Source organism: Paeniglutamicibacter antarcticus (assembly GCF_039544305.1).
Taxonomy (GTDB): Bacteria; Actinomycetota; Actinomycetes; order Actinomycetales; family Micrococcaceae; genus Paeniglutamicibacter; species Paeniglutamicibacter antarcticus_C.
On sequence record NZ_BAABLK010000009.1, the window covers coordinates 33,069 to 50,637 of the forward strand.

16 protein-coding genes are annotated in these 17,569 nt (G+C 63.2%); 4 read left to right on the plus strand and 12 right to left on the minus strand.

All coding sequences use genetic code 11. The annotated features are described in order from the left end of the window. Positions 1 to 7: 7 nt before the first annotated feature. The 3 genes from gcl to ABEA12_RS02715 all read right to left on the minus strand — a co-directional run bounded on the left by gcl (position 8) and on the right by ABEA12_RS02715 (position 3,740). Positions 8 to 1,813: a glyoxylate carboligase gene (gene gcl, locus ABEA12_RS02705; RefSeq protein WP_210099351.1), complete on the minus strand. Its 1,806-nt coding sequence runs from the start codon at positions 1,811 to 1,813 to the stop codon at positions 8 to 10. 178 nt (positions 1,814 to 1,991) lie between these two features. After that, positions 1,992 to 2,903 (minus strand): 2-hydroxy-3-oxopropionate reductase, encoded by a 912-nt coding sequence (locus ABEA12_RS02710; protein WP_210099350.1) that lies wholly within the window; start codon positions 2,901 to 2,903, stop codon positions 1,992 to 1,994. A gap of 45 nt (positions 2,904 to 2,948) precedes the next feature. Beyond that, positions 2,949 to 3,740 carry a hydroxypyruvate isomerase family protein gene (locus ABEA12_RS02715; protein ID WP_210102405.1) on the minus strand — a complete coding sequence of 264 codons (792 nt, stop codon included), beginning with the start codon at positions 3,738 to 3,740 and terminating at the stop codon, positions 2,949 to 2,951. A gap of 763 nt (positions 3,741 to 4,503) precedes the next feature. Between ABEA12_RS02715 and ABEA12_RS02720 the strand changes: the two genes are divergently transcribed. The 3 genes from ABEA12_RS02720 to ABEA12_RS02730 all read left to right on the plus strand — a co-directional run bounded on the left by ABEA12_RS02720 (position 4,504) and on the right by ABEA12_RS02730 (position 6,751). Continuing rightward, positions 4,504 to 5,037, plus strand: coding sequence for a hypothetical protein (locus tag ABEA12_RS02720; RefSeq protein ID WP_210099349.1), 534 nt, complete (start codon positions 4,504 to 4,506; stop codon positions 5,035 to 5,037). A gap of 182 nt (positions 5,038 to 5,219) precedes the next feature. Then, a complete protein-coding gene (locus ABEA12_RS02725; protein WP_210099348.1) occupies positions 5,220 to 5,375 on the plus strand; it encodes a hypothetical protein in 156 nt (51 codons plus the stop codon). A gap of 176 nt (positions 5,376 to 5,551) precedes the next feature. Further along, positions 5,552 to 6,751 carry a TDT family transporter gene (locus ABEA12_RS02730; RefSeq protein WP_345466278.1) on the plus strand — a complete coding sequence of 400 codons (1,200 nt, stop codon included), beginning with the start codon at positions 5,552 to 5,554 and terminating at the stop codon, positions 6,749 to 6,751. Between the two features lie 184 nt (positions 6,752 to 6,935). Here the strand turns inward: ABEA12_RS02730 and ABEA12_RS02735 are convergent, their stop codons facing one another. The 3 genes from ABEA12_RS02735 to ABEA12_RS02745 form a co-directional block, all read right to left on the minus strand. Next, on the minus strand, positions 6,936 to 7,094 hold the full coding sequence (locus tag ABEA12_RS02735; protein WP_210099347.1) for a hypothetical protein: 159 nt from the start codon (positions 7,092 to 7,094) through the stop codon (positions 6,936 to 6,938). Between the two features lie 429 nt (positions 7,095 to 7,523). Next, entirely contained in the window at positions 7,524 to 8,210 is a 687-nt protein-coding gene (locus tag ABEA12_RS02740) for a hypothetical protein (RefSeq protein WP_210099346.1), read from the minus strand. 263 nt (positions 8,211 to 8,473) lie between these two features. Further along, on the minus strand, positions 8,474 to 9,925 hold the full coding sequence (locus ABEA12_RS02745; protein WP_210099345.1) for an MFS transporter: 1,452 nt from the start codon (positions 9,923 to 9,925) through the stop codon (positions 8,474 to 8,476). Positions 9,926 to 10,065: 140 nt separating this feature from the next. Between ABEA12_RS02745 and ABEA12_RS02750 the strand changes: the two genes are divergently transcribed. Continuing rightward, on the plus strand, positions 10,066 to 10,521 hold the full coding sequence (locus ABEA12_RS02750) for a MarR family winged helix-turn-helix transcriptional regulator (RefSeq protein WP_210099344.1): 456 nt from the start codon (positions 10,066 to 10,068) through the stop codon (positions 10,519 to 10,521). A 158-nt stretch (positions 10,522 to 10,679) separates the two neighbouring features. Here the strand turns inward: ABEA12_RS02750 and ABEA12_RS02755 are convergent, their stop codons facing one another. The 6 genes from ABEA12_RS02755 to ABEA12_RS02780 all read right to left on the minus strand — a co-directional run bounded on the left by ABEA12_RS02755 (position 10,680) and on the right by ABEA12_RS02780 (position 17,439). Further along, positions 10,680 to 11,177: a MarR family winged helix-turn-helix transcriptional regulator gene (locus tag ABEA12_RS02755; RefSeq protein WP_210099343.1), complete on the minus strand. Its 498-nt coding sequence runs from the start codon at positions 11,175 to 11,177 to the stop codon at positions 10,680 to 10,682. A gap of 3 nt (positions 11,178 to 11,180) precedes the next feature. After that, positions 11,181 to 11,924: an SDR family NAD(P)-dependent oxidoreductase gene (locus ABEA12_RS02760; protein WP_210099342.1), complete on the minus strand. Its 744-nt coding sequence runs from the start codon at positions 11,922 to 11,924 to the stop codon at positions 11,181 to 11,183. Positions 11,925 to 12,297: 373 nt separating this feature from the next. After that, positions 12,298 to 13,134, minus strand: a complete 837-nt coding sequence (locus ABEA12_RS02765; protein WP_210099341.1) for a bifunctional allantoicase/(S)-ureidoglycine aminohydrolase — start codon at positions 13,132 to 13,134, stop codon at positions 12,298 to 12,300. Then, positions 13,127 to 14,404, minus strand: a complete 1,278-nt coding sequence (locus ABEA12_RS02770; protein ID WP_210099340.1) for a DUF6986 family protein — start codon at positions 14,402 to 14,404, stop codon at positions 13,127 to 13,129. Before ABEA12_RS02770 ends, ABEA12_RS02765 begins: the two co-directional genes overlap by 8 nt. Then, entirely contained in the window at positions 14,404 to 16,032 is a 1,629-nt protein-coding gene (gene aceB, locus ABEA12_RS02775) for a malate synthase A (RefSeq protein WP_210099339.1), read from the minus strand. The genes ABEA12_RS02770 and aceB overlap by 1 nt, the downstream gene beginning before the upstream one ends. 15 nt (positions 16,033 to 16,047) lie before the next feature. Continuing rightward, positions 16,048 to 17,439, minus strand: coding sequence for an NAD-dependent malic enzyme (locus ABEA12_RS02780; protein ID WP_210099338.1), 1,392 nt, complete (start codon positions 17,437 to 17,439; stop codon positions 16,048 to 16,050). Between the last annotated feature and the right edge of the window lie 130 nt (positions 17,440 to 17,569).

Below are 17,569 nucleotides of genomic sequence, written 5' to 3' on the forward strand. Positions count from 1 at the left end.
TTCTTTCTTAGACGTTGGCGCCGACCGGAAGACCGGCCTTGGTGCCCATCGGTGCCACGGCGCTGGGTGCGTCCTCGGCTGCTTCGGCCAGGTCCTCGAACTCGTTGACTGCGTCAAGTTCGGCACCCATGGAGATGTTGGTGATGCGCTCGAGGATGACCTCGACGACAACCGGCACCTGGTGCTCTTCCATCAGGGCCTGTGCCTGGGCGAAGCCCTCGGCGAGCTTGGAGGGATCGGTCACGCGCACTGCCTTGCAACCCAGCCCCTCGGCGACCTTGAGGTGGTCAACACCGTAGCCGTTGGTCTCCGGGGAGTTGATGTTCTCAAAGCCCAGCGACACGTGGAAGTCCATCTCGAACGGACGCTGCGACTGACGGATCAGACCCAGGTAGGAGTTGTTGACCACGACGTGGATGTACGGCAGCTTGAACTGCGCACCGACGGCCAATTCCTCGATCATGAACTGGAAGTCGTAGTCACCCGAGAGGGCAACGACTGACTTGCCCGGCAGTGCACGGGCAACGCCCAGTGCTGCCGGTCCGGTCCAACCCAACGGACCGGCCTGGCCGGCGTTGATCCACTGGCGCGGGCCGTAGACGTGCAGCATCTGCGCACCGGCGATCTGCGAGAGGCCGATGGTCGAGACGTAGGTGGTGTCCCGGCCGAAGAAGTTGTTCATCTCCTGGTAGACGCGCTGCGGCTTGATCGGGATGTTCTCGAAGTTGGTCTTGCGGTGCAACGTGGACTTGCGCTCGGTGCACTGATCGGCCCAAGCCGAGTAGTCCGGCAGGCTTCCGGCGGCCTTGCGTTCGCGGGCAACCTCCAGCAACAGGTCGATTGCCGCTGCGGCGTCGGAGATGATTCCCAAATCCGGGGAGAAGACGCGGCCGATCTGCGTGCCTTCGATGTCGATGTGGACGAACTTGCGTCCCTTGCGGTAGGTGTCCAGGCCGCCGGTGTGGCGGTTGGCCCAGCGGTTGCCCAAACCAAGGACGAAGTCCGAGGCCAGGAAGGAGACATTGCCGTAGCGGGTGTGGGTCTGCAGGCCCACCATGCCCGACTGCAGGCGGTGGTCATCGGGGATTGCGCCCCAGCCCATCAGGGTCGGGGTGACCGGGATGTTCAGCAGTTCGGCCAGCTCGACGAGCTGCTCGGAGGCGTTGGCGTTGATGACTCCGCCGCCGGCAATGATCATCGGGCGTTCAGCCGCGACGAGCATGTCCAAGACCTTGTCAATCTGGCCACGTGTTGCTGCCGGCTTGTCGGCCTTCAGCGGCTCGTAGGCGTCGATGTCGAATTCGATCTCTGCCATCTGCACGTTGATCGGCAGGTCAAGCAGGACCGGGCCCGGACGTGCCGAACGCATGATCTGGAAGGCCTTGGCGAAGGTGCCCGGAACCAGGCCCGGCTCCAGGATGGTCACGGCGTACTTGGTGACCGGCTTGGCGATGGACTCGATGTCCACGGCCTGGAAGTCTTCCTTGTGCAGCTTGTCGGTCGGCGCCTGTCCGGTGATGCAGAGCATCGGGATCGAGTCGGCGATCGCGGCGTACAGCCCGGTGATCATGTCGGTGCCGGCGGGACCGGAGGTGCCTAGGCACAGCCCGATCTTGCCGGTTGCACGCGAGTAGCCATCGGCCATGTGGCTTGCGCCCTCAACGTGGCGGGCCAGCGTGTGGCGGATTCCGCCGTGGGCCTTCATGGCCGAGTACAGCGGGTTGATCGCGGCACCGGGAAGGCCGAACGCCTCGGTGGCGCCTTCCTTTTCCAGAATCAGGGCAATAGCGTCTACAGCGCGCATCTTGGTCATGAGTGCTCTTCCTTAAGCTTGCTATCCGGCTCCGGCGCTATGGAAGCGGGCGGTCGTCCGGGAAAAATGGGTGAATCAAGAGTTCAAAAAAGTCTTACGGACGCCGACACGCATCAGGGAACGAATGCCGGCGACCGAGTTTGGCTGATGCTCCCCCATGCGGGGGAGCACCGAAACATTAGGAAGCGGAGAGTGCCGCAACCTCGGACTTGCCCGAGAGGCGCTCGACGCCGCGGAACAGGCCCGAGTGGTCAAGTGCACCGTCACCGCTTGCGACGGTGGAGGCGACCAGCTGGGCAACCAATGCACCCAGCGGCAGGATAACGCCTGCTTCGCGGGCTGCGGAGGTCACGATGCCCATGTCCTTGTGGTGCAGGGCCAGGCGGAAGCCGGGCTCGAAGGAACGGTCAAGGATCTTCTGGCCCTTCTGGTCAAGGACCTTGGAGCCGGCCAAGCCGCCGCCGAGGACCCTCAGTGCTGCGTCGGTGTCGACGCCGTAGGCTTCCAGGAAGACGACGGCTTCGCTCAAGGCCTGGATGTTGGCTGCAACGATGAGCTGGTTGGCTGCCTTGACGGTCTGGCCCGAACCCGAGGGTCCCACGTGGACGATGGTCTTGCCAACGCCGTTGAACACTGCCTCGGCGGCGGCAAAGTCGCTTGCCTCGCCGCCGACCATGATGGAGAGGACTCCACCGACGGCACCAGCTTCGCCGCCGGAAACCGGGGCGTCAAGCGGGCGAATGCCCTTGGCGCGGGCTTCGGTGGAAAGCTGTGCTGCAACATCCGGGCGGATCGAGGAGAAATCGATCCACAGTGCGCCTTCCTTGGCGTGTGCGAAGGCACCGGCTTCTCCGGTGACAACGCCTTCGACGTCCGCGGAGTCCGGAACCATGGTGACGATAACGTCGGCGCCGGCGACGGCCTCTTGGATGTTTGCGGCCCCCGTGCCGCCGGCGGCGACGAGCTTCTGGACGCTTTCCGGGCTGCGGTTGTAGCCCGTGACCTTGAATCCGGCCTTGGTCAGGTTGATGGCCATGGGAAGGCCCATGATCCCGAGTCCGATGAAAGCAATGTTCTGGTTGTTCGACATGTTCAGCTCCTGAAGAATGTGGGGGTCGTTGCGGGGAGGAAAGACTTAGGCGTTTTCGCGGATCAACCAGTCGAACGCCGTTTCACGTTCCTGCTTGTACTCCAGGGCGATGCTGCCCTTGTAGCCGAGTTCGCGGGAGCGGGCGATCCACTCGCCCAGCGGCAGGGTTCCGGTGCCCGGCGCACGGCGACCCGGTGCGTCGGCGATCTGGATGTGGCCGAATTCCGGTGCGTGCTGTTCAATCACTGCGGCAACATCGTCGCCGTTGACCGCCATGTGGTAGAAATCGGCGAGCAGTGCGACGTTCTGGCCGCCTGCTGCCTTGACCTTGTTGACAACCGCCAGTGCGTCGGCGGCGGTCTTCAGCGGGTAGGCCAGGGTTCCGGAGACCGGCTCGATGAGCACGGTGCCGCCGATCGAGGCGACGCCTTCGGTGGCGGCGAGCAGGTTCTTGAGCGCCAACTCGTCCTGTTCCTCGGGGGTGTGCTCTTCCTGGCGGTTGCCGTAGAGAGCGTTGAAGGACTTGCATCCGGTGGCTTCGCCGATGGCGGCAACCACTGCGATGTTGTCCTTGAACTCCGAGCAGCGGCCCTTCCAGGAAACGAGTCCGCGATCTCCCGCCGGCATGTCGCCTGCGAAGAAGTTCAGCCCGTCGAGCTTTACCCCGGCGTCCTTGATGGAGGCGACGAACGCGTCGACTTCATTCTCGCTCGGGACTGCAACGCCAAAGGGCCACCAGAACTCGACGCCATCAAAGCCAGCGGCCTTGGCTGCTGCTGCGCGCTCAAGAACTGGCAATTCGCTGAAGAGTATCGAACAGTTCACGGTGTAGGCCATCATCGGCTCCTAAAGGTCAGTTTCCATGATGTGGAATATGAATATTGCTTTATGAGAACTTTAGCGAGTGGTCCCTGTCACTGTCAAGGGAGAATCTTCTCCGTCGGCGCTACAGGCATACCCGATCCTTGGCAGCGTAAAGCACACGACGCCCACGGATCCCCCACCCCCGGAGGCCTTAATGCAGGCCACCACGTTATTTCCGGCTTTTTTGGAAGAACATTTCGCATCGTAGAGTTACGGCAATGAAAATAGGCCAGGATTCGCCGCATTCGCGATTCGTGAACACCAACCGCGTAGAACAATGTGAACCCACCCCCAGGCCCAGCTCCCCCATGCATGCGGCGGTGGGCGAAAAGATCCATTCTTCACCGCAGGACCATCAGCGCCGGCCCCGCGGGCGCGAGCTGCGCCTGGACCTGGCCGACCGCGAATGGCCCCGAATCAAAAGTTCGATCGGACGCCAGCGTCCGGCCCTCTCATCGATGGCAGCCGGGGATCGCAAAGCATGAGTTTGCCTTGCGCCAACAGTGACCTCGGCCATGGGCCCGAGCAACGGACGCGCCGCCGTGGTTGCCTGATCAACGGCCGGAGGTGCGAACCGGAAAGCCCTGCCTCGTGCGTCATTTCAACGAATTCGACGGCTGCCAACCAAGAACTTCAGCCTCCCGGGGACGCGGCGACGACCCCGAAAAGCGCTTCCAGGAGAATCTGGCCTATTTTGAGCGGGGAGGCTTAGTGCAATGATGGATAAATGATTTTCATGAACAAACCAGCCAAGACTGTCGTTTTCCGTGTGGGCGCCGTGGCTTCCATCGGGCTCCTCGGCCTTGGCTTGGCCGGCTGTTCCACCGACGAGGCCGCGCCGACAGCCACCGCGACCGTTACCGAGTCGGCTAGCGCCACCGCCGCTCCGGAAACCACCCCGGCGGCAAGCTCTCCCGCCGCCAGCACGAAGGCCACCGCGGAATCCAGCAGTGCTGCAGCAGAACGAAAAGTCACCCTTGAGGTCAAGGGCGCCAAGAGCAACGCCCTGGTAAAGACCCTGGTCATCACGCACAACGGCAAGAAGACCGGCGGAAAGATGGTCAAGGAAACCCTGCCGTTCACCAAGGACCTGACGCTTCCGGCGGATACAACCTTCACCAAGATCCTGGTGCTGGGCAAGTACGCCGATGGCGGCACCGGCGACATTTCCTGCGACATCACCATTGATGGAAAGAGTGAATCAAGCAATTCCTCCACCGGCCACAAGCCGGCCGAATGCCTGTTCATCGAAAAGGGTGCCAAGAACTAGCCTTCCCACCCCTCTGGCGTCTTCCACCGCTCCCTCTCCCAACCCGCATCCGGTGCTCCCGGCCAGCGCACGGGCGAAGGAACGATGCAAGGCGCCGTAAAAGCGTGTCAGAATAAATACGGACCTGGTTCAATGACCGCGAGGCACCCCACACAAAAACGGAGACAGCAATGCTGCAGGGAATGCGCCAACAACCCTCCCCCCTGTTGCCTGCACTTCTCACTTTCCTGGGCTCGGTTGCGCGCGCAATTATTGGCAAGTCATTCGTCCAGGACCATGCGGTGGCAGCCTTTCCGCTTTCCGGAGGCCCCGGCGCCAAGTCGCCCGGCGTCGACTGATTTCCCTGCCTGGATCCTCCGGTCGGTATTCGTCACCGGAGCGCGAATCATCCCACGGGCCAGTTGCTGGACCCCGCATATCGGTGCGGGACCTTCCTTGAGCACTTGGCGTCCCGGCACATGGCCGACAGCGGGCACGCCCGCGTACGCACGCAAAGAAAACCAGCGATACTTTCATGACACAAACCATCGAGGCTGAAATGCAAGAAGCCCCCACGGAAAGCACTGCCCGCACCGCCGCACGACGCGGAATCCCCAAGGGCTGGTTCCTTCGCACCCTTGACAAGCCGTCCGACCTTTTCGCGCACCTGACACCGAACTGGTTCGCTTCCATCATGGGCACCGGAATCCTTGCCAACGCCAGCGCCTTGCTGCCCCTCCAGGTACCGGGCCTTCACGTGATGGCGACCATTGTGTGGGCTGCCGCCTCGCTTTTGCTGCTGTTGCTGAGCTCGGCCACCGTCGTGCACTGGACCAGGCACCGCTCCACTGCCGAAAGCCACCATTCGCACCCCGTCATGGCGCACTTCTACGGGGCACCGCCCATGGCGCTGCTGACCGTGGCCGCCGGTTCCATCCTGCTGGGCAAGGACCTGATCGGCGAATCAGCCGCTCTAGTGCTGGGTACCGTCTTATGGTTCATTGGCACCGCCCTGGGACTGTTTAGTGCCGTCCTGGTCCCGTACCTGACCTTCACCCATCACAATGTCTCTGACACCAGTGCCTGCGGCGGATGGCTCATGCCGGTGGTTCCTCCCATGGTCTCGGCCGCCACCGGGGCCCTGCTCCTGCCTTACACCCCCGCCGGTGAACTGCGGTTAACACTAATGCTGGCCTGCTACGCCATGCTGGGGCTAAGCTTCTTCGCCTCCCTCATCGTCATCACGCTGATCTGGTTGCGGTTGGCACGGCACAAGCCCGGACCGGTGGGCATGGTCCCGACGCTGTGGATCGTGCTGGGCCCGCTCGGGCAGTCCATCACCGCGGCGTGCCTCCTGGGTGCCAACGCGCACCTGGTGGTTCCTGCCCCCTGGTCCACGGCGCTGGAGCTCTCGGCTCTCCTTTTCGGGATCCCGGTGCTGGGGTTCGCCCTGCTTTGGGTGGGCCTCGCCGCTGCCATCACCCTTCGCACGGCAAGGGGCCACCTGCCCTTCTCGCTGACCTGGTGGTCCTTCACCTTCTCGATTGGCACCTGCGCCACCGGGACCAGCCTGTTGGCCGTGGGCACCGGCGCGCTGGCCCTGCACATCATGGCGGTGGCCTTCTTCGTGGGGCTGGTGCTGGTATGGGCGACGGTCGCCTGGCGCACCTTCCATGGCAGCATGCTCCACGGCCAGCTCTTCCTGCCTGTGCAGCAGCCCGATATCCGCGCTTAACGAACCGTCGGCCATCGTTCCCGCACACTGAAGGGTGCAGTTTCGATGGCCGACGTTTTCCCGTGAGGGGTAAAGGTGCGCTCTTGCCCGAGGTTTCAAGACCCGGGTTTCGCACTTCTGTCGTGGCGACGAAAACGTGATTTATCACCGTATCGGAGCGCCGGGCTGGAACGAACGGAAGTGGCTACACGCCTCGGACCGAATGACGGTCCGGGATGCCTGCAGCGATGAACACGCTGCCGATGCCGAATGCGCCCAGCACACCAAGGAACCAGAGGATCCCGGCTCCGCGGGCGGGCACCATGAGCAGTCCGAAGAGGATCACCAAGGTCCCCGACGCCACGGCGGCCCACCAGCAACCATCCGGAGTTGCGGAGACCCATCGGTCCCCAACGTGCGCTGAAACAGTGCGAACCGGCCGTGATGCCGTCAACAGCCGCATAAACACCAGAGAGGCCAACGGTGGCCTGCGGCCAGGCGAACACCAGGATGCCGAGGGCGATCGACACCACGGTGCGCCACGACATGGCGTTCCCCATGGCCTTGGATGGTGCGCCCATTGCGTTCGTGGCCATCTCCACCCCTCCGTGAAGCTGCACCGCTCCAGCCCGTCCCACCAGATGGCTCCGGTGGGACGGCGGGCGCGAAGTCCTCTCGGTGAAGGCCAGCAACGGGTTTGGTTAAGCACAACCGGGAAGCTTGCTCCCGGCGTCCGGGGCACCTCGTGTCTCGACGCAGCGATGCACGCGGGCCCGACGGTCTCCAGGCCCGGCTACTTGCGCGAAATCACGTCGCTGCTGATGAGGATCTCGAACTTGTGGTCCTCGGTCAGGATGTTCAGGTAGCCCGAATCGACGCTGAGGACATACGCGGTGATGGTTCTATCGGTGGTCTCGATCTGCTCTTGCGGAACCCACGGAGTTTGGACCACCGCGGCAACCAGCACGATCGCTATCCCGGAAACCCATCCGATGCGCGACATGATCGCCATGAACGCACGGCGCACGGGGTTCTTCGGGGAGAGGATGTGGATCAGTGCGAACACGGCAAAGACGGCCGCGCTGGCCACCGGCAGCCACCACTCACGGAAACTGACGGTCAGTGCCACCAGCGTCACCACTCCCAGCGTGGTTCCCAGCATGACCAAGGGGCGATGGCCTCGCGGGGACCACGCGTAGGAGGCAATGAGCAGCGGCAGCACCACGATCATCAGGATCGCCACCAGGACGTGCCCTGCCATGAGCGAACCGAAGAGGAGGGCAAGTCCGTCGCTGGGGCTAAGCGTGGTGCTGACCGCGAACGCGGTGTTCCAGTCGTACCCCGATACGGCGAAGATGCGCAGGATCAACCAAACGAATGCCCAGGCCGCCGGGGAAGCGACCGCACTGGCGAATCTCTGGGCGCCTTGCCCGATGTCTCGAGCTTCGGATTCGTTCATCCTGTTATTGGCGGCGTTCATGGACCAAGGCTACTGCGCCCCACTGCGGCCTGCCGCAATCCCACCTGTCAGAGGCAATTCCCGACGCCGTCGAAGTGACCCGCGAACGGGTCAACCGCAGTCAGGCCGGCCTTTCGATGAATCCCGGACTGCAACCAAAGCGCCCATTGACGCAGGGCCATCTAACACGCCGCATGTTTGCACCAAGGAAATCAAGACAGGCCGCTGACCCCGCGATACTCTCGAGGCCAACGGCATGCCTGGCATTGCACGGGCGGACGCGGCTAGGCCTTGACACGCTCGCGGTCAACGGGCTTGGTTCCAGCGGCACCGTGGGCCCTCTTGGGGATCAACGCCGCGAAGATTGCTGCCAGAACTGCTGCACCGATCGCAAAGGCGAAGGTGACGCGGAAGCCTTCAAGAGTCGGCACGTTCACCGGGCCCAGGGGCATCGTCAAGCTGGCCAGCACCACGCCCATGACTGCCGCTGCCGCGGAGGATCCCACCGAGCGCATCAGGGCGTTCATCCCGTTGGCTGCACCGGTCTCGGTCAGCGGGACGGCACCCATGATCAGGGCGGGCATGGCCGCGTAGGCCAGTCCGATGCCGCCACCGACGATGATGGAGGCAACGAGGATCTGCCAGGTCGCAGAGATCAGGAAGAACGCCATGACGTACCCGAGAGCAATCACCAACGAGCCAATGATCAGCGTGGTCTTGGGTCCGAAGCGTGCCGAGAGGCGCGCGGAGACCGGGGAAAGCAGCATCATGACGAATCCCCCAGGGGTTAGCACCAACCCCGCCATGACCATGGTGTGGCCCAGCCCGTAGCCGGTGGCGGCCGGCGCCATCAGCAGCTGGGTAAAAGTGATGCTCATGGCGTACATGGCGAAGCCGACGGTCATCGAGGAGAGGTTGGTGAACAGCACCTGGGGACGGGCCGTGACCCGAAGATCAACCAGAGGCGCCTTGATCTTCAGCTGGTAGATACCCCAGAAGAGGAAAATGAGCACGGCCGCAGCAAAGAGTCCCAGCGTCAGCGGGCTTGTCCAGCCCCAGTCTGCACCCTTGGTGATTGGCAGCAGCAGGGAAACAAGCCCGGCTGCCAGCCCAACGGCCCCAACGCCGTCGAAGCGGGCAGGGGTACGCACCGCGGACTCGGGAAGGACGGTGGCCACCATGACCAGGCAGAGGGCACCGAGTCCGGCCGCAGTCCAGAACAACGCGTGCCAATCGGCCACCTGGGCGATCAAAGCGGAGAACGGCAAGCCAATGGCGCCGCCGACGCCCATCGTGGCGCTCATCGTGGCAATGGCCGACCCGACTTTTTCTCGCGGCAGTTCATCGCGAAGGATGCTGATGCCCAGGGGAATGGCGCCCATGGCCAGTCCCTGCAGGATGCGCCCTGCAAGCATGACTTCCAGTGTGCTCGTCAACGCGCAGAGCACCGATCCGGCGACCATCAGTGCCAAGGAAATGATGAGCATGCGGCGTTTGCCAAACATGTCCCCCAACCGCCCCGCGATGGGCGTGATCACTGCACCGGCCAACAGCGTGGCGGTGATGACCCAGGAAGCGTCGGAAGCCGTGGTGTTCAGCAGCGTCGGCAACTGCGCGATCAGCGGGACCACGAGCGTCTGCATCAGGGAAACAACGATGCCAACGAATGCAAGGATCGTGACGGCTGCCCTCGGCGAAGGCTTCCTTTTCGTGGGCAATGCGGGACTGGACGTCATGGGGCTCGCTAACTGGCGCAGGGGTGATGCGCCGAATGACGCGTATGCACCATACATTAGAAGTGCATGATACAAACAATTTGTATCATGCACATTGTTGTATAGTGGAATCTTGCGGAAAGACAATCCAAGGGAGCGAAATGATGGAGAACAGCAATCCCCTGCCTGAAATGCAGTATGAACTCATGCTGTTTTTCCGCTATCACCTGCGGCCGCATTACAAGAGCAGCCCCGCCCTTGGACGCTCGGCATACGTGCTGCTCAACCGGCTCGAACGCTCCGAGCCCATGACGCTCAAGGAGCTCTCGCAGGCATTGCGCCTCGACACCTCCACTATTCACCGCCAGGTAGGCGCCCTGATACGCCACGAACATGTGGCCTACGTGGCCGGGGTCGCCGGAGAAGTGGCTCGCCGCATCGCCCCTACCGAAGCCGGCATCGATGCTCTGCTGGACACGCGCATGTCTTACGAGCAAGGACTGCGCGACGTCGTGGGTGACTGGCCACAGGAAAAGCAGCTCGCGTTCATGGGCATGCTGCGCGACTTCAACGAGAACGTCGAGCGCATAGAAGAGGCCCCCTGGCCCAGGGGATAGTCCTTCGCCTGCCTCGCGGTCTTCAACCGGGATTCCCAAGCATAACGGTGCCCCTGACGCCGCAGGCGGATTTCTTGGCATGAGGAACCCGTCATCTGCTGGATATCCACGGTGGCGCGCTACCTCGTCCACTGCTTCGGCATCCGTAATCTTAGTGCTTACCCGATGCCCGCGGACCCCTTCTGGCGCCCGGAAGCCTTCAAGTTTCCAGCCACCCTGTGGCTTTCAACCTCGAAGCGACCCAATAGGCGAACCAGGTCGCTGCGGTCCCCATCGCTCCAGTCCCCCAGAAGCTCATCGAGAAGGGTATTGCCTGATTGCCTGATCGCGGCCCCCGCCTGCTCTCCGGCCTCGGTCAGCCCAATCAGGAAGGCGCGTGAATCTTGGGGATCTCTTGCCCTCTCAACGAGTCCGGCCTGCTGGAGCCGCGCAGTGATCTTGGAGATGTTCGACGCCCCCGTGACCATGTTCTCGGCCAGCGCCGAAGGCCGCTGGGCCCCGGAGTTGTTCAGGATACTGAGCAATGTCAGCGCTCCGGGATCCAGCACGACACCCTCGCGCGCAGCAACAGCCGTAGTGAAGTCCGGCGCAGTCCACTGCGCCAGGATTCCGTTCAGGATCTGGATCAGTGCGGCATTTCCATCCGTTGCTGTCATGGACTAGGCCTCGGTTCCACCGTCTACGCGCAGCACCACACCGGTGATGAAGGACGCCTGCTTGGAGAGCAGGAATGCGGTGGCGTCGGCAATCTCCTCCGCCTTGCCCAGGCGCTTCATCGGGATTTCCGCGGCGTAGCCAGCCCGGGCCTCCTCGGGCAGGGACGCCAGGGCTGCTGTTTCGATGGCGCCCGGGGCAACTGCGTTGACCCGGATGCCAAGCTCGGCGTTTTCCTTCGCGACGCTTGTGGTCAGTGAAACCACGCCATGCTTGGCCGCGCCGTACGGGGTCAGCTGAGGGGTGGCGCTGATTCCTGCAAGCGAGGCAATGTTCACGATCGAACCGCTGCCCTGGGAGACGAAGTGGGCGACCTGCGACTGCAGTGCCAGGAAGGTGCCACGCAGTGTCACGTTAATGGTGCGGTCCCAGTCCTCGGGGGTGACGTCCTGAACCGGCTTGGGCATGGCACCGAGTCCGGCGTTGTTCACCGCCAAATCCAGCCGCCCGAAGGATTCGACGGCGAAGGGGACCAACGCGTTGACCTCGTCTGCATCCGCGGCATTGGCGTGCTTGTAGGCGGCGCGACCACCTGCGGCCTCGATGAGGGAGACCGTTTCGGCACCCGCTTCGTCGTTGACGTCTGAAACGATCACTGCGGCGCCATCGGCGGCCAGTCGCAGGGAAATGGCACGGCCAATGCCAGCGCCTGCTGCGGTGACGAGGGCGACCTGGTTCTCAAAAAGCATGATGTGGACCTTCTCCTTCAATCGGCTTACTGTCGTAACGACAGCATATACCCGTTCGGAGGAAACTTGAAGCCCCTGGGTCCGCACTCGCCCGTCGGCGCGCGGCACCGCACGAAATTGTGCGCATGAAGGAGGGAGGTGCGGACCGGGATTCCCCGCGCGTGGCCAAAGCCGTCTTCCGTTCGACCCTCCCGGAAGCTTCCCACGAGGCATCGCCCGCACGGGCCCTTGGAATCTTAGCTACTTGAGTCTTAGCTACCGCGGCAAAGCAAAAGTTAAACGAAAAAGCCGGTCCCGCACCCTCCGAGCAAAAACATTACTGGAACAAGAGGTTTTGAAGGGTTGCGGGACCGGCTTGGCTTTTTTCGGGGCCTTACAAGGCGATCTGGCGGTTCTGGTCCTTGTAGAGCAGGTAGCGGAAGTTCGACGGTCCGCCGGCGTAGCAAGCCTGTGGGCAGAAGGCGCGCAGCGACATGTAGTCGCCCTCTTCAACTTCGACCCAGTCGGCGTTCAACCGGTACACGGCCTTGCCCTCGAGCACGTACAGGCCGTGTTCCATCACGTGGGTCTCGGCGAACGGAATCGAGGCGCCCGGTTCGAACGTCACGATGTTCACGCCGAAGTCGAATGCTACGTCATCCGGGTCAAGCATGCGCGTGGTGCGCCACTTGCCGTCGGTCTTGGGCATTTCACCCGGGGTGATGTCCTTTTCGTTGCCGACGACCGGACCCGGCGCAGCGACGCCGGCCAGCGGCTCGAAGCGCTTGCGGATCCAGTGGAACGTGGCTATCTCGACGCCGTTGTTCGCCGAGGTCCATTCGGCGCCGGCCGGAATGAAGGCGAAGCCGCCCTCGATGAGCTTGTGCTCGGTTCCGTTGATGGTCAGGGTCAGCTCACCGGCAACGACGAAGATGAAGGACTGGACCTCGGCCTGCGGCTCCGGCTTCTGGGATCCGCCGCCGGGGGAAACCTCGACGATCGCCTGGGCGAAGGTCGTCGAGCCGCCGGCAACCGGGCGGTTCAGGACCCATGAGCGGGTCCCCGTCCACTCCGGGAACACCGAGGTGACGATGTCGCGCAGCACGCCACGCGGAATCACGGTGTAGGCCTCGGTGACGATGGCGCGGTCGGTCAACAGGTCGGTCTGCGGCGGGTGTCCACCATAGCTGGAATAGTAGCTCGTGTCGGCGCGCGTGTCGGTCTTAGACATGTGCGTCCTCCTTCTTGATTTCTCGCGCAAGGGCGATCGATTCGAGGGTTTCAATGGAAATTCCTGCATGCTCGACGATCTCTTCGGCGCTCAGCGCGCCGCAGATCAGGCCGCGACGGATGAAGTTGCCCAGCGCCTTGGCGGTGGCCGGCTCGTCCATGATGGCTGATTCGATTTTGTGCACGTAGTTGCGCAGGCGGGTAGCTGCGGCGTCGAAGCCTTCGCGGTAGAACGCGTAACTGGCCAGGTAACGGGTCACCAGTTGGTTCTGGTGCAGGTCCCAACCCTGGTAGATGCCGCGTTCAAGGTGGCGTCGCACCAAGCGTGCGTGCAGTGCCCAGGCGGCCCGGACCGACTCGTCATCGCCCAACGGCAGGATGTTCGTCGAGCCATCGGACATGTGGACACCGGTCTCGGCGATGGCCACCTGCATGACGTTCTTGGCGTAGTCCGCTGCCGGGTGCTCCATGGACTGGTAGGCAGCGGCGATACCCAGCGAAGCGGAGTAGTCGTAGGTGCCGTAGTGCAGGGAGGTGATGCGGCCGTCGCCGGCGTGCAGCAGCACCGCCGAGGGAACAATGCCCTCGTGCGAGAGGATCAGCTGCGGGGTTTCCATCTGGACCTCGAACTTCAAGGTCCGCGGGGCCCACGAGTGGGCACGCTCAAGATTTTCGCAGATGTAGACCATGGTCTCGACCTGCGCGACGGTGGTGACCTTAGGCAGGGTCAGGACCAGTCCGCTCGGCAGCGGGCCGTGGGCGGCAAGTTCGGAGATGAAGATGTCCAAGGTGCGTACCGCACGGGACCGTGTCGGGGCCTCGAAGCACTTGAAGCGGATGCCGATGAACGGCGGGGCAACGGCGGAGTTCACCGCGGCGACCACGTCCTTCGCGGCGCGGGCCGCCCACTGGTCTTCCTCCTCGTCGCTGCGATGTCCGAAACCGTCCTCGAAGTCCAGGCGCAAATCCTCGATGGGCTCGGATTCCAGCTTGGAGGCGACCAATTCTGCCAGTCGCCCGGCATCCTTCAGTCCCAGCGTGCTGGCCAGTGATTGAAGGCCCGAGACGCCGCCAGCGGCCTCAAGGGCGTCGGCACCCCACTGTGCGGGAAGTTCCGGGGTGTAGCGGTCGGCCGGGACGTAGGCGGTGTGGATCGGCTGGCGCCGTCCGTCATCGCCCGGGTAGTTCTTGGCCAGCAACTTGTCCGTTGCTGCAAGGCGCAGTTCCACGGCGGCCAGCGCCGTGGTGTCCAATGACGTGTTTGCCGCCATTACCGGGTCACCAGCTCGGTGCTGAGCAGGCGGTAGGCCGGAAGGGTGAGGAAGTCCTCGAAGTCCTCGTCCTTGCCGGAGACCAGCTTGCCGATCAGTGCCGCTGCGGGCTCGTAGTACTTGGCAAAACGCGCGTCGTCGGCGATCTCTCCGCGGAGCTTCTCGACCTCTTCGGCCAGGATGGAGGCGACCAGTTCGGCGGTGATGGTGTTGGAAGTGTCGGCTGCCACAACCTTGTTGAAGATCTGCTGCCAGATCTGCGAGCGGGAGATTTCCGCGGTGGCGGCATCTTCCATGAGGTTGTGGATGGCCACCGCGCCGTTGCCCGAAAGCCACACGGCGGTGTAGGCCACTGCCACGTAGAGGTTGGCGCGGACGCCGGCCTCGGTGACCGAACCCGGTGCCGAGGGCACGTCGAGCAGCTGCTCGGGGGTCACGTTGACCTCCGGGCGCAGGCGGTCGAGCTGGTTCGGCTTCTCGCCCAGTACCGCGTCGAATTCCTCGACGCAGATGGAGACCAGGTCTGGGTGTGCAACCCAGGAGCCGTCAAAGCCGTCGCCGGCTTCGCGCTTCTTATCGTTGCGGACCTTCTTGAAGGCCGCTTCGGTGACATCGGGTTCGCGGCGGTTCGGGATGACCGCAGCCATGCCGCCCATGGCGAAGGCGCCGCGCTTGTGGCAGGTGGCCACGAGCAGGTCGGTGTAGGCGCGCATCATCGGAGCCGTCATGGCCACGTCGGCGCGGTCGGGCATGATGAACTTCTCACCGGAGGTGCGGAAGTACTTGATGATGGAGAACAGGTAGTCCCAGCGTCCGGCGTTCAGGCCCGAGGCGTAGTCGCGCAGCTCGTAAAGCATCTCGTCCATCTGGAATGCGGACGGGATGGTTTCGATGAGCATGGTGGCGCGGATGGTGCCGTGCTTGATGCCCAGCTCTTCTTCGGCAAAGGTGAAGACCTTGTTCCAGAGTGCGGCTTCCTGCGCCGATTCCATCTTCGGCAGGTAGTAGAACGGGCCCTGGCCCGATTCGGAAAGCACCTTGGCATTGTGGAAGAAGTGCAGGCCGAAGTCGACCAGTGCGCCAACGGCGGAGGCTCCGTCGATCAGCACGTTGTCTTCGGGCAAGTGCCAGCCACGCGGGCGGACCACGACGACGGCCAGCGGTGCGTCGGTACGCAGTGTGTAGGACTTGCCGTTGGACGAATCCTCGAAGGAGAGGGCTCCGCGGGCGGCATCGCCGAGGTTGGCCAGTGCGTCGATGACGTTGTGCCATGTCGGGGTGGAGGCATCTTCGAGGTCGGCAAGCCAGACCTTGGCACCGGAGTTCAGTGCGTTGATGGCCATCTTGGCCGGGGAGGCCGGACCGGTGATTTCCACGCGGCGGTCACGCAGGGCTGCGGGGGCCTCGGCGACCTTCCAGTCGCCGTTGCGGATCTCGGCGGTTGCCGGGTTGAAGTCCAGGGTGCCGGCGGCTGCGGCCTTTTCGCGGTCGGTGATGCGCTGGGCAAGTACCTCGTCGCGGGTGCCGGCAAAGCTCTGGTGAAGCTTCTCCACGAAGGCCAGTGCCTCGTCGGAAAGAATCGATGCAGCCTGCTCTACGTTGGGCAGGTGTGAAACGGTGATGCTCATGGCGATCCTCTTTTCTTACTTGTTGTTCTTACGGGCGGCTTCGACGACTGCCTCGGCAACCTCGGTGGCCACGTGCGGGTCGAACACGCTGGGGATGATGAAACCTGGGTTCAACTCGTCCTCGCTCACGCACGCAGCGATTGCATCGGCCGCGGCAAGGAGCATGGAGTCGGTGATGTCGGCGACGTTGGCGTCGAGCAGTCCGCGGAAGAAGCCTGGGAAGGCCAAAACGTTGTTGATCTGGTTCGGGAAGTCCGAGCGACCGGTGGCAACAACCGCTGCGTGGCGGCTGGCGATTGCCGGATCGATTTCCGGATCCGGGTTGGCCATCGCGAAGACGATCGCCTTCTCGGCCATGGATGCGATGTGCTCTTCTTCCAGGACGTTCGGTGCCGACACGCCGATGAAGACGTCTGCCCCGGCCACTGCCTCATGCAGGGTGCCGGAGAAGTTCTCCGGGTTGGTGTTCTGGGCCAGCCACTGGCGGTGGGCATCGGTGTGCTCTTCGTTGCGCGAGATCGCACCCTTGCGGCCACAGGCGACGATGTTCTTGGCACCGCGGGCGGATAGGAGCTGCACAATGGCGTTGCCTGCAGCACCAACACCGGAAACCACGATCTTGATGTCGGAGATGTTCTTGCCAACGACCTTCAGCGCGTTGCTCAGTGCCGCAAGGGTGACGATGGCGGTGCCGTGCTGGTCGTCGTGGAAGACCGGGATATCGAGTTCCTCGCGCAGGCGGGCTTCGATCTCGAAGCAGCGCGGCGCGGCGATGTCTTCAAGGTTGACGCCACCGTAGACCGGCGCCAAGGCCTTGACGATCATGATGATTTCCTCGGTGTCCTGGGTGTCCAGGCAGACCGGCCAGGCGTCGACGTCGGCGAACTGCTTGAACAGCGCTGCCTTGCCTTCCATGACAGGAAGCGCGGCTTCGGGACCGATGTTGCCCAGGCCAAGGACGGCCGAGCCATCGGTGACCACGGCGATGGTGTTGCGCTTGATGGTTAGGTTGCGGGCATCGGCCTTGTTCGCGGCGATGGCCTGGCACACGCGGGCAACGCCGGGGGTGTATGCACGGGAAAGATCGTCGCGGTTGCGCAGTGCGACCTTCGGGACAACTTCGAGCTTTCCGCCGAGGTGCATCAGGAAGGTGCGGTCCGAGACGTTACGGACGGTCACGCCCTCAAGTGCGTTCAGGGCGTCTTTGATGCGTTCGCCGTGCGCGGCATCGGTGGTGTTGCAGCTAACGTCGACAACGACGGTGTTGTGACCTGATTCGGTCACGTCAAGGGCGGTGATCGAGCCCCCGGCCTGTCCCACGGCAGTGGCGAGTTCGCTCGTTGCGGTGATCGTTGCGGGGGTCTCAACCCGCAGGGTCAGTGAATAACCGGGGCTTGGTGCTGCCATGTTTGCTCTCCTCTAAAAAATGTTTCCGTATAGTGGATACTATTATCTACCAGCCGAAATTACAAGCTTCGATTATGGCTTGACTCACAGTTTTCTGAAGAAAATTCTCGGATCGCGGAAAAAGTCTGTC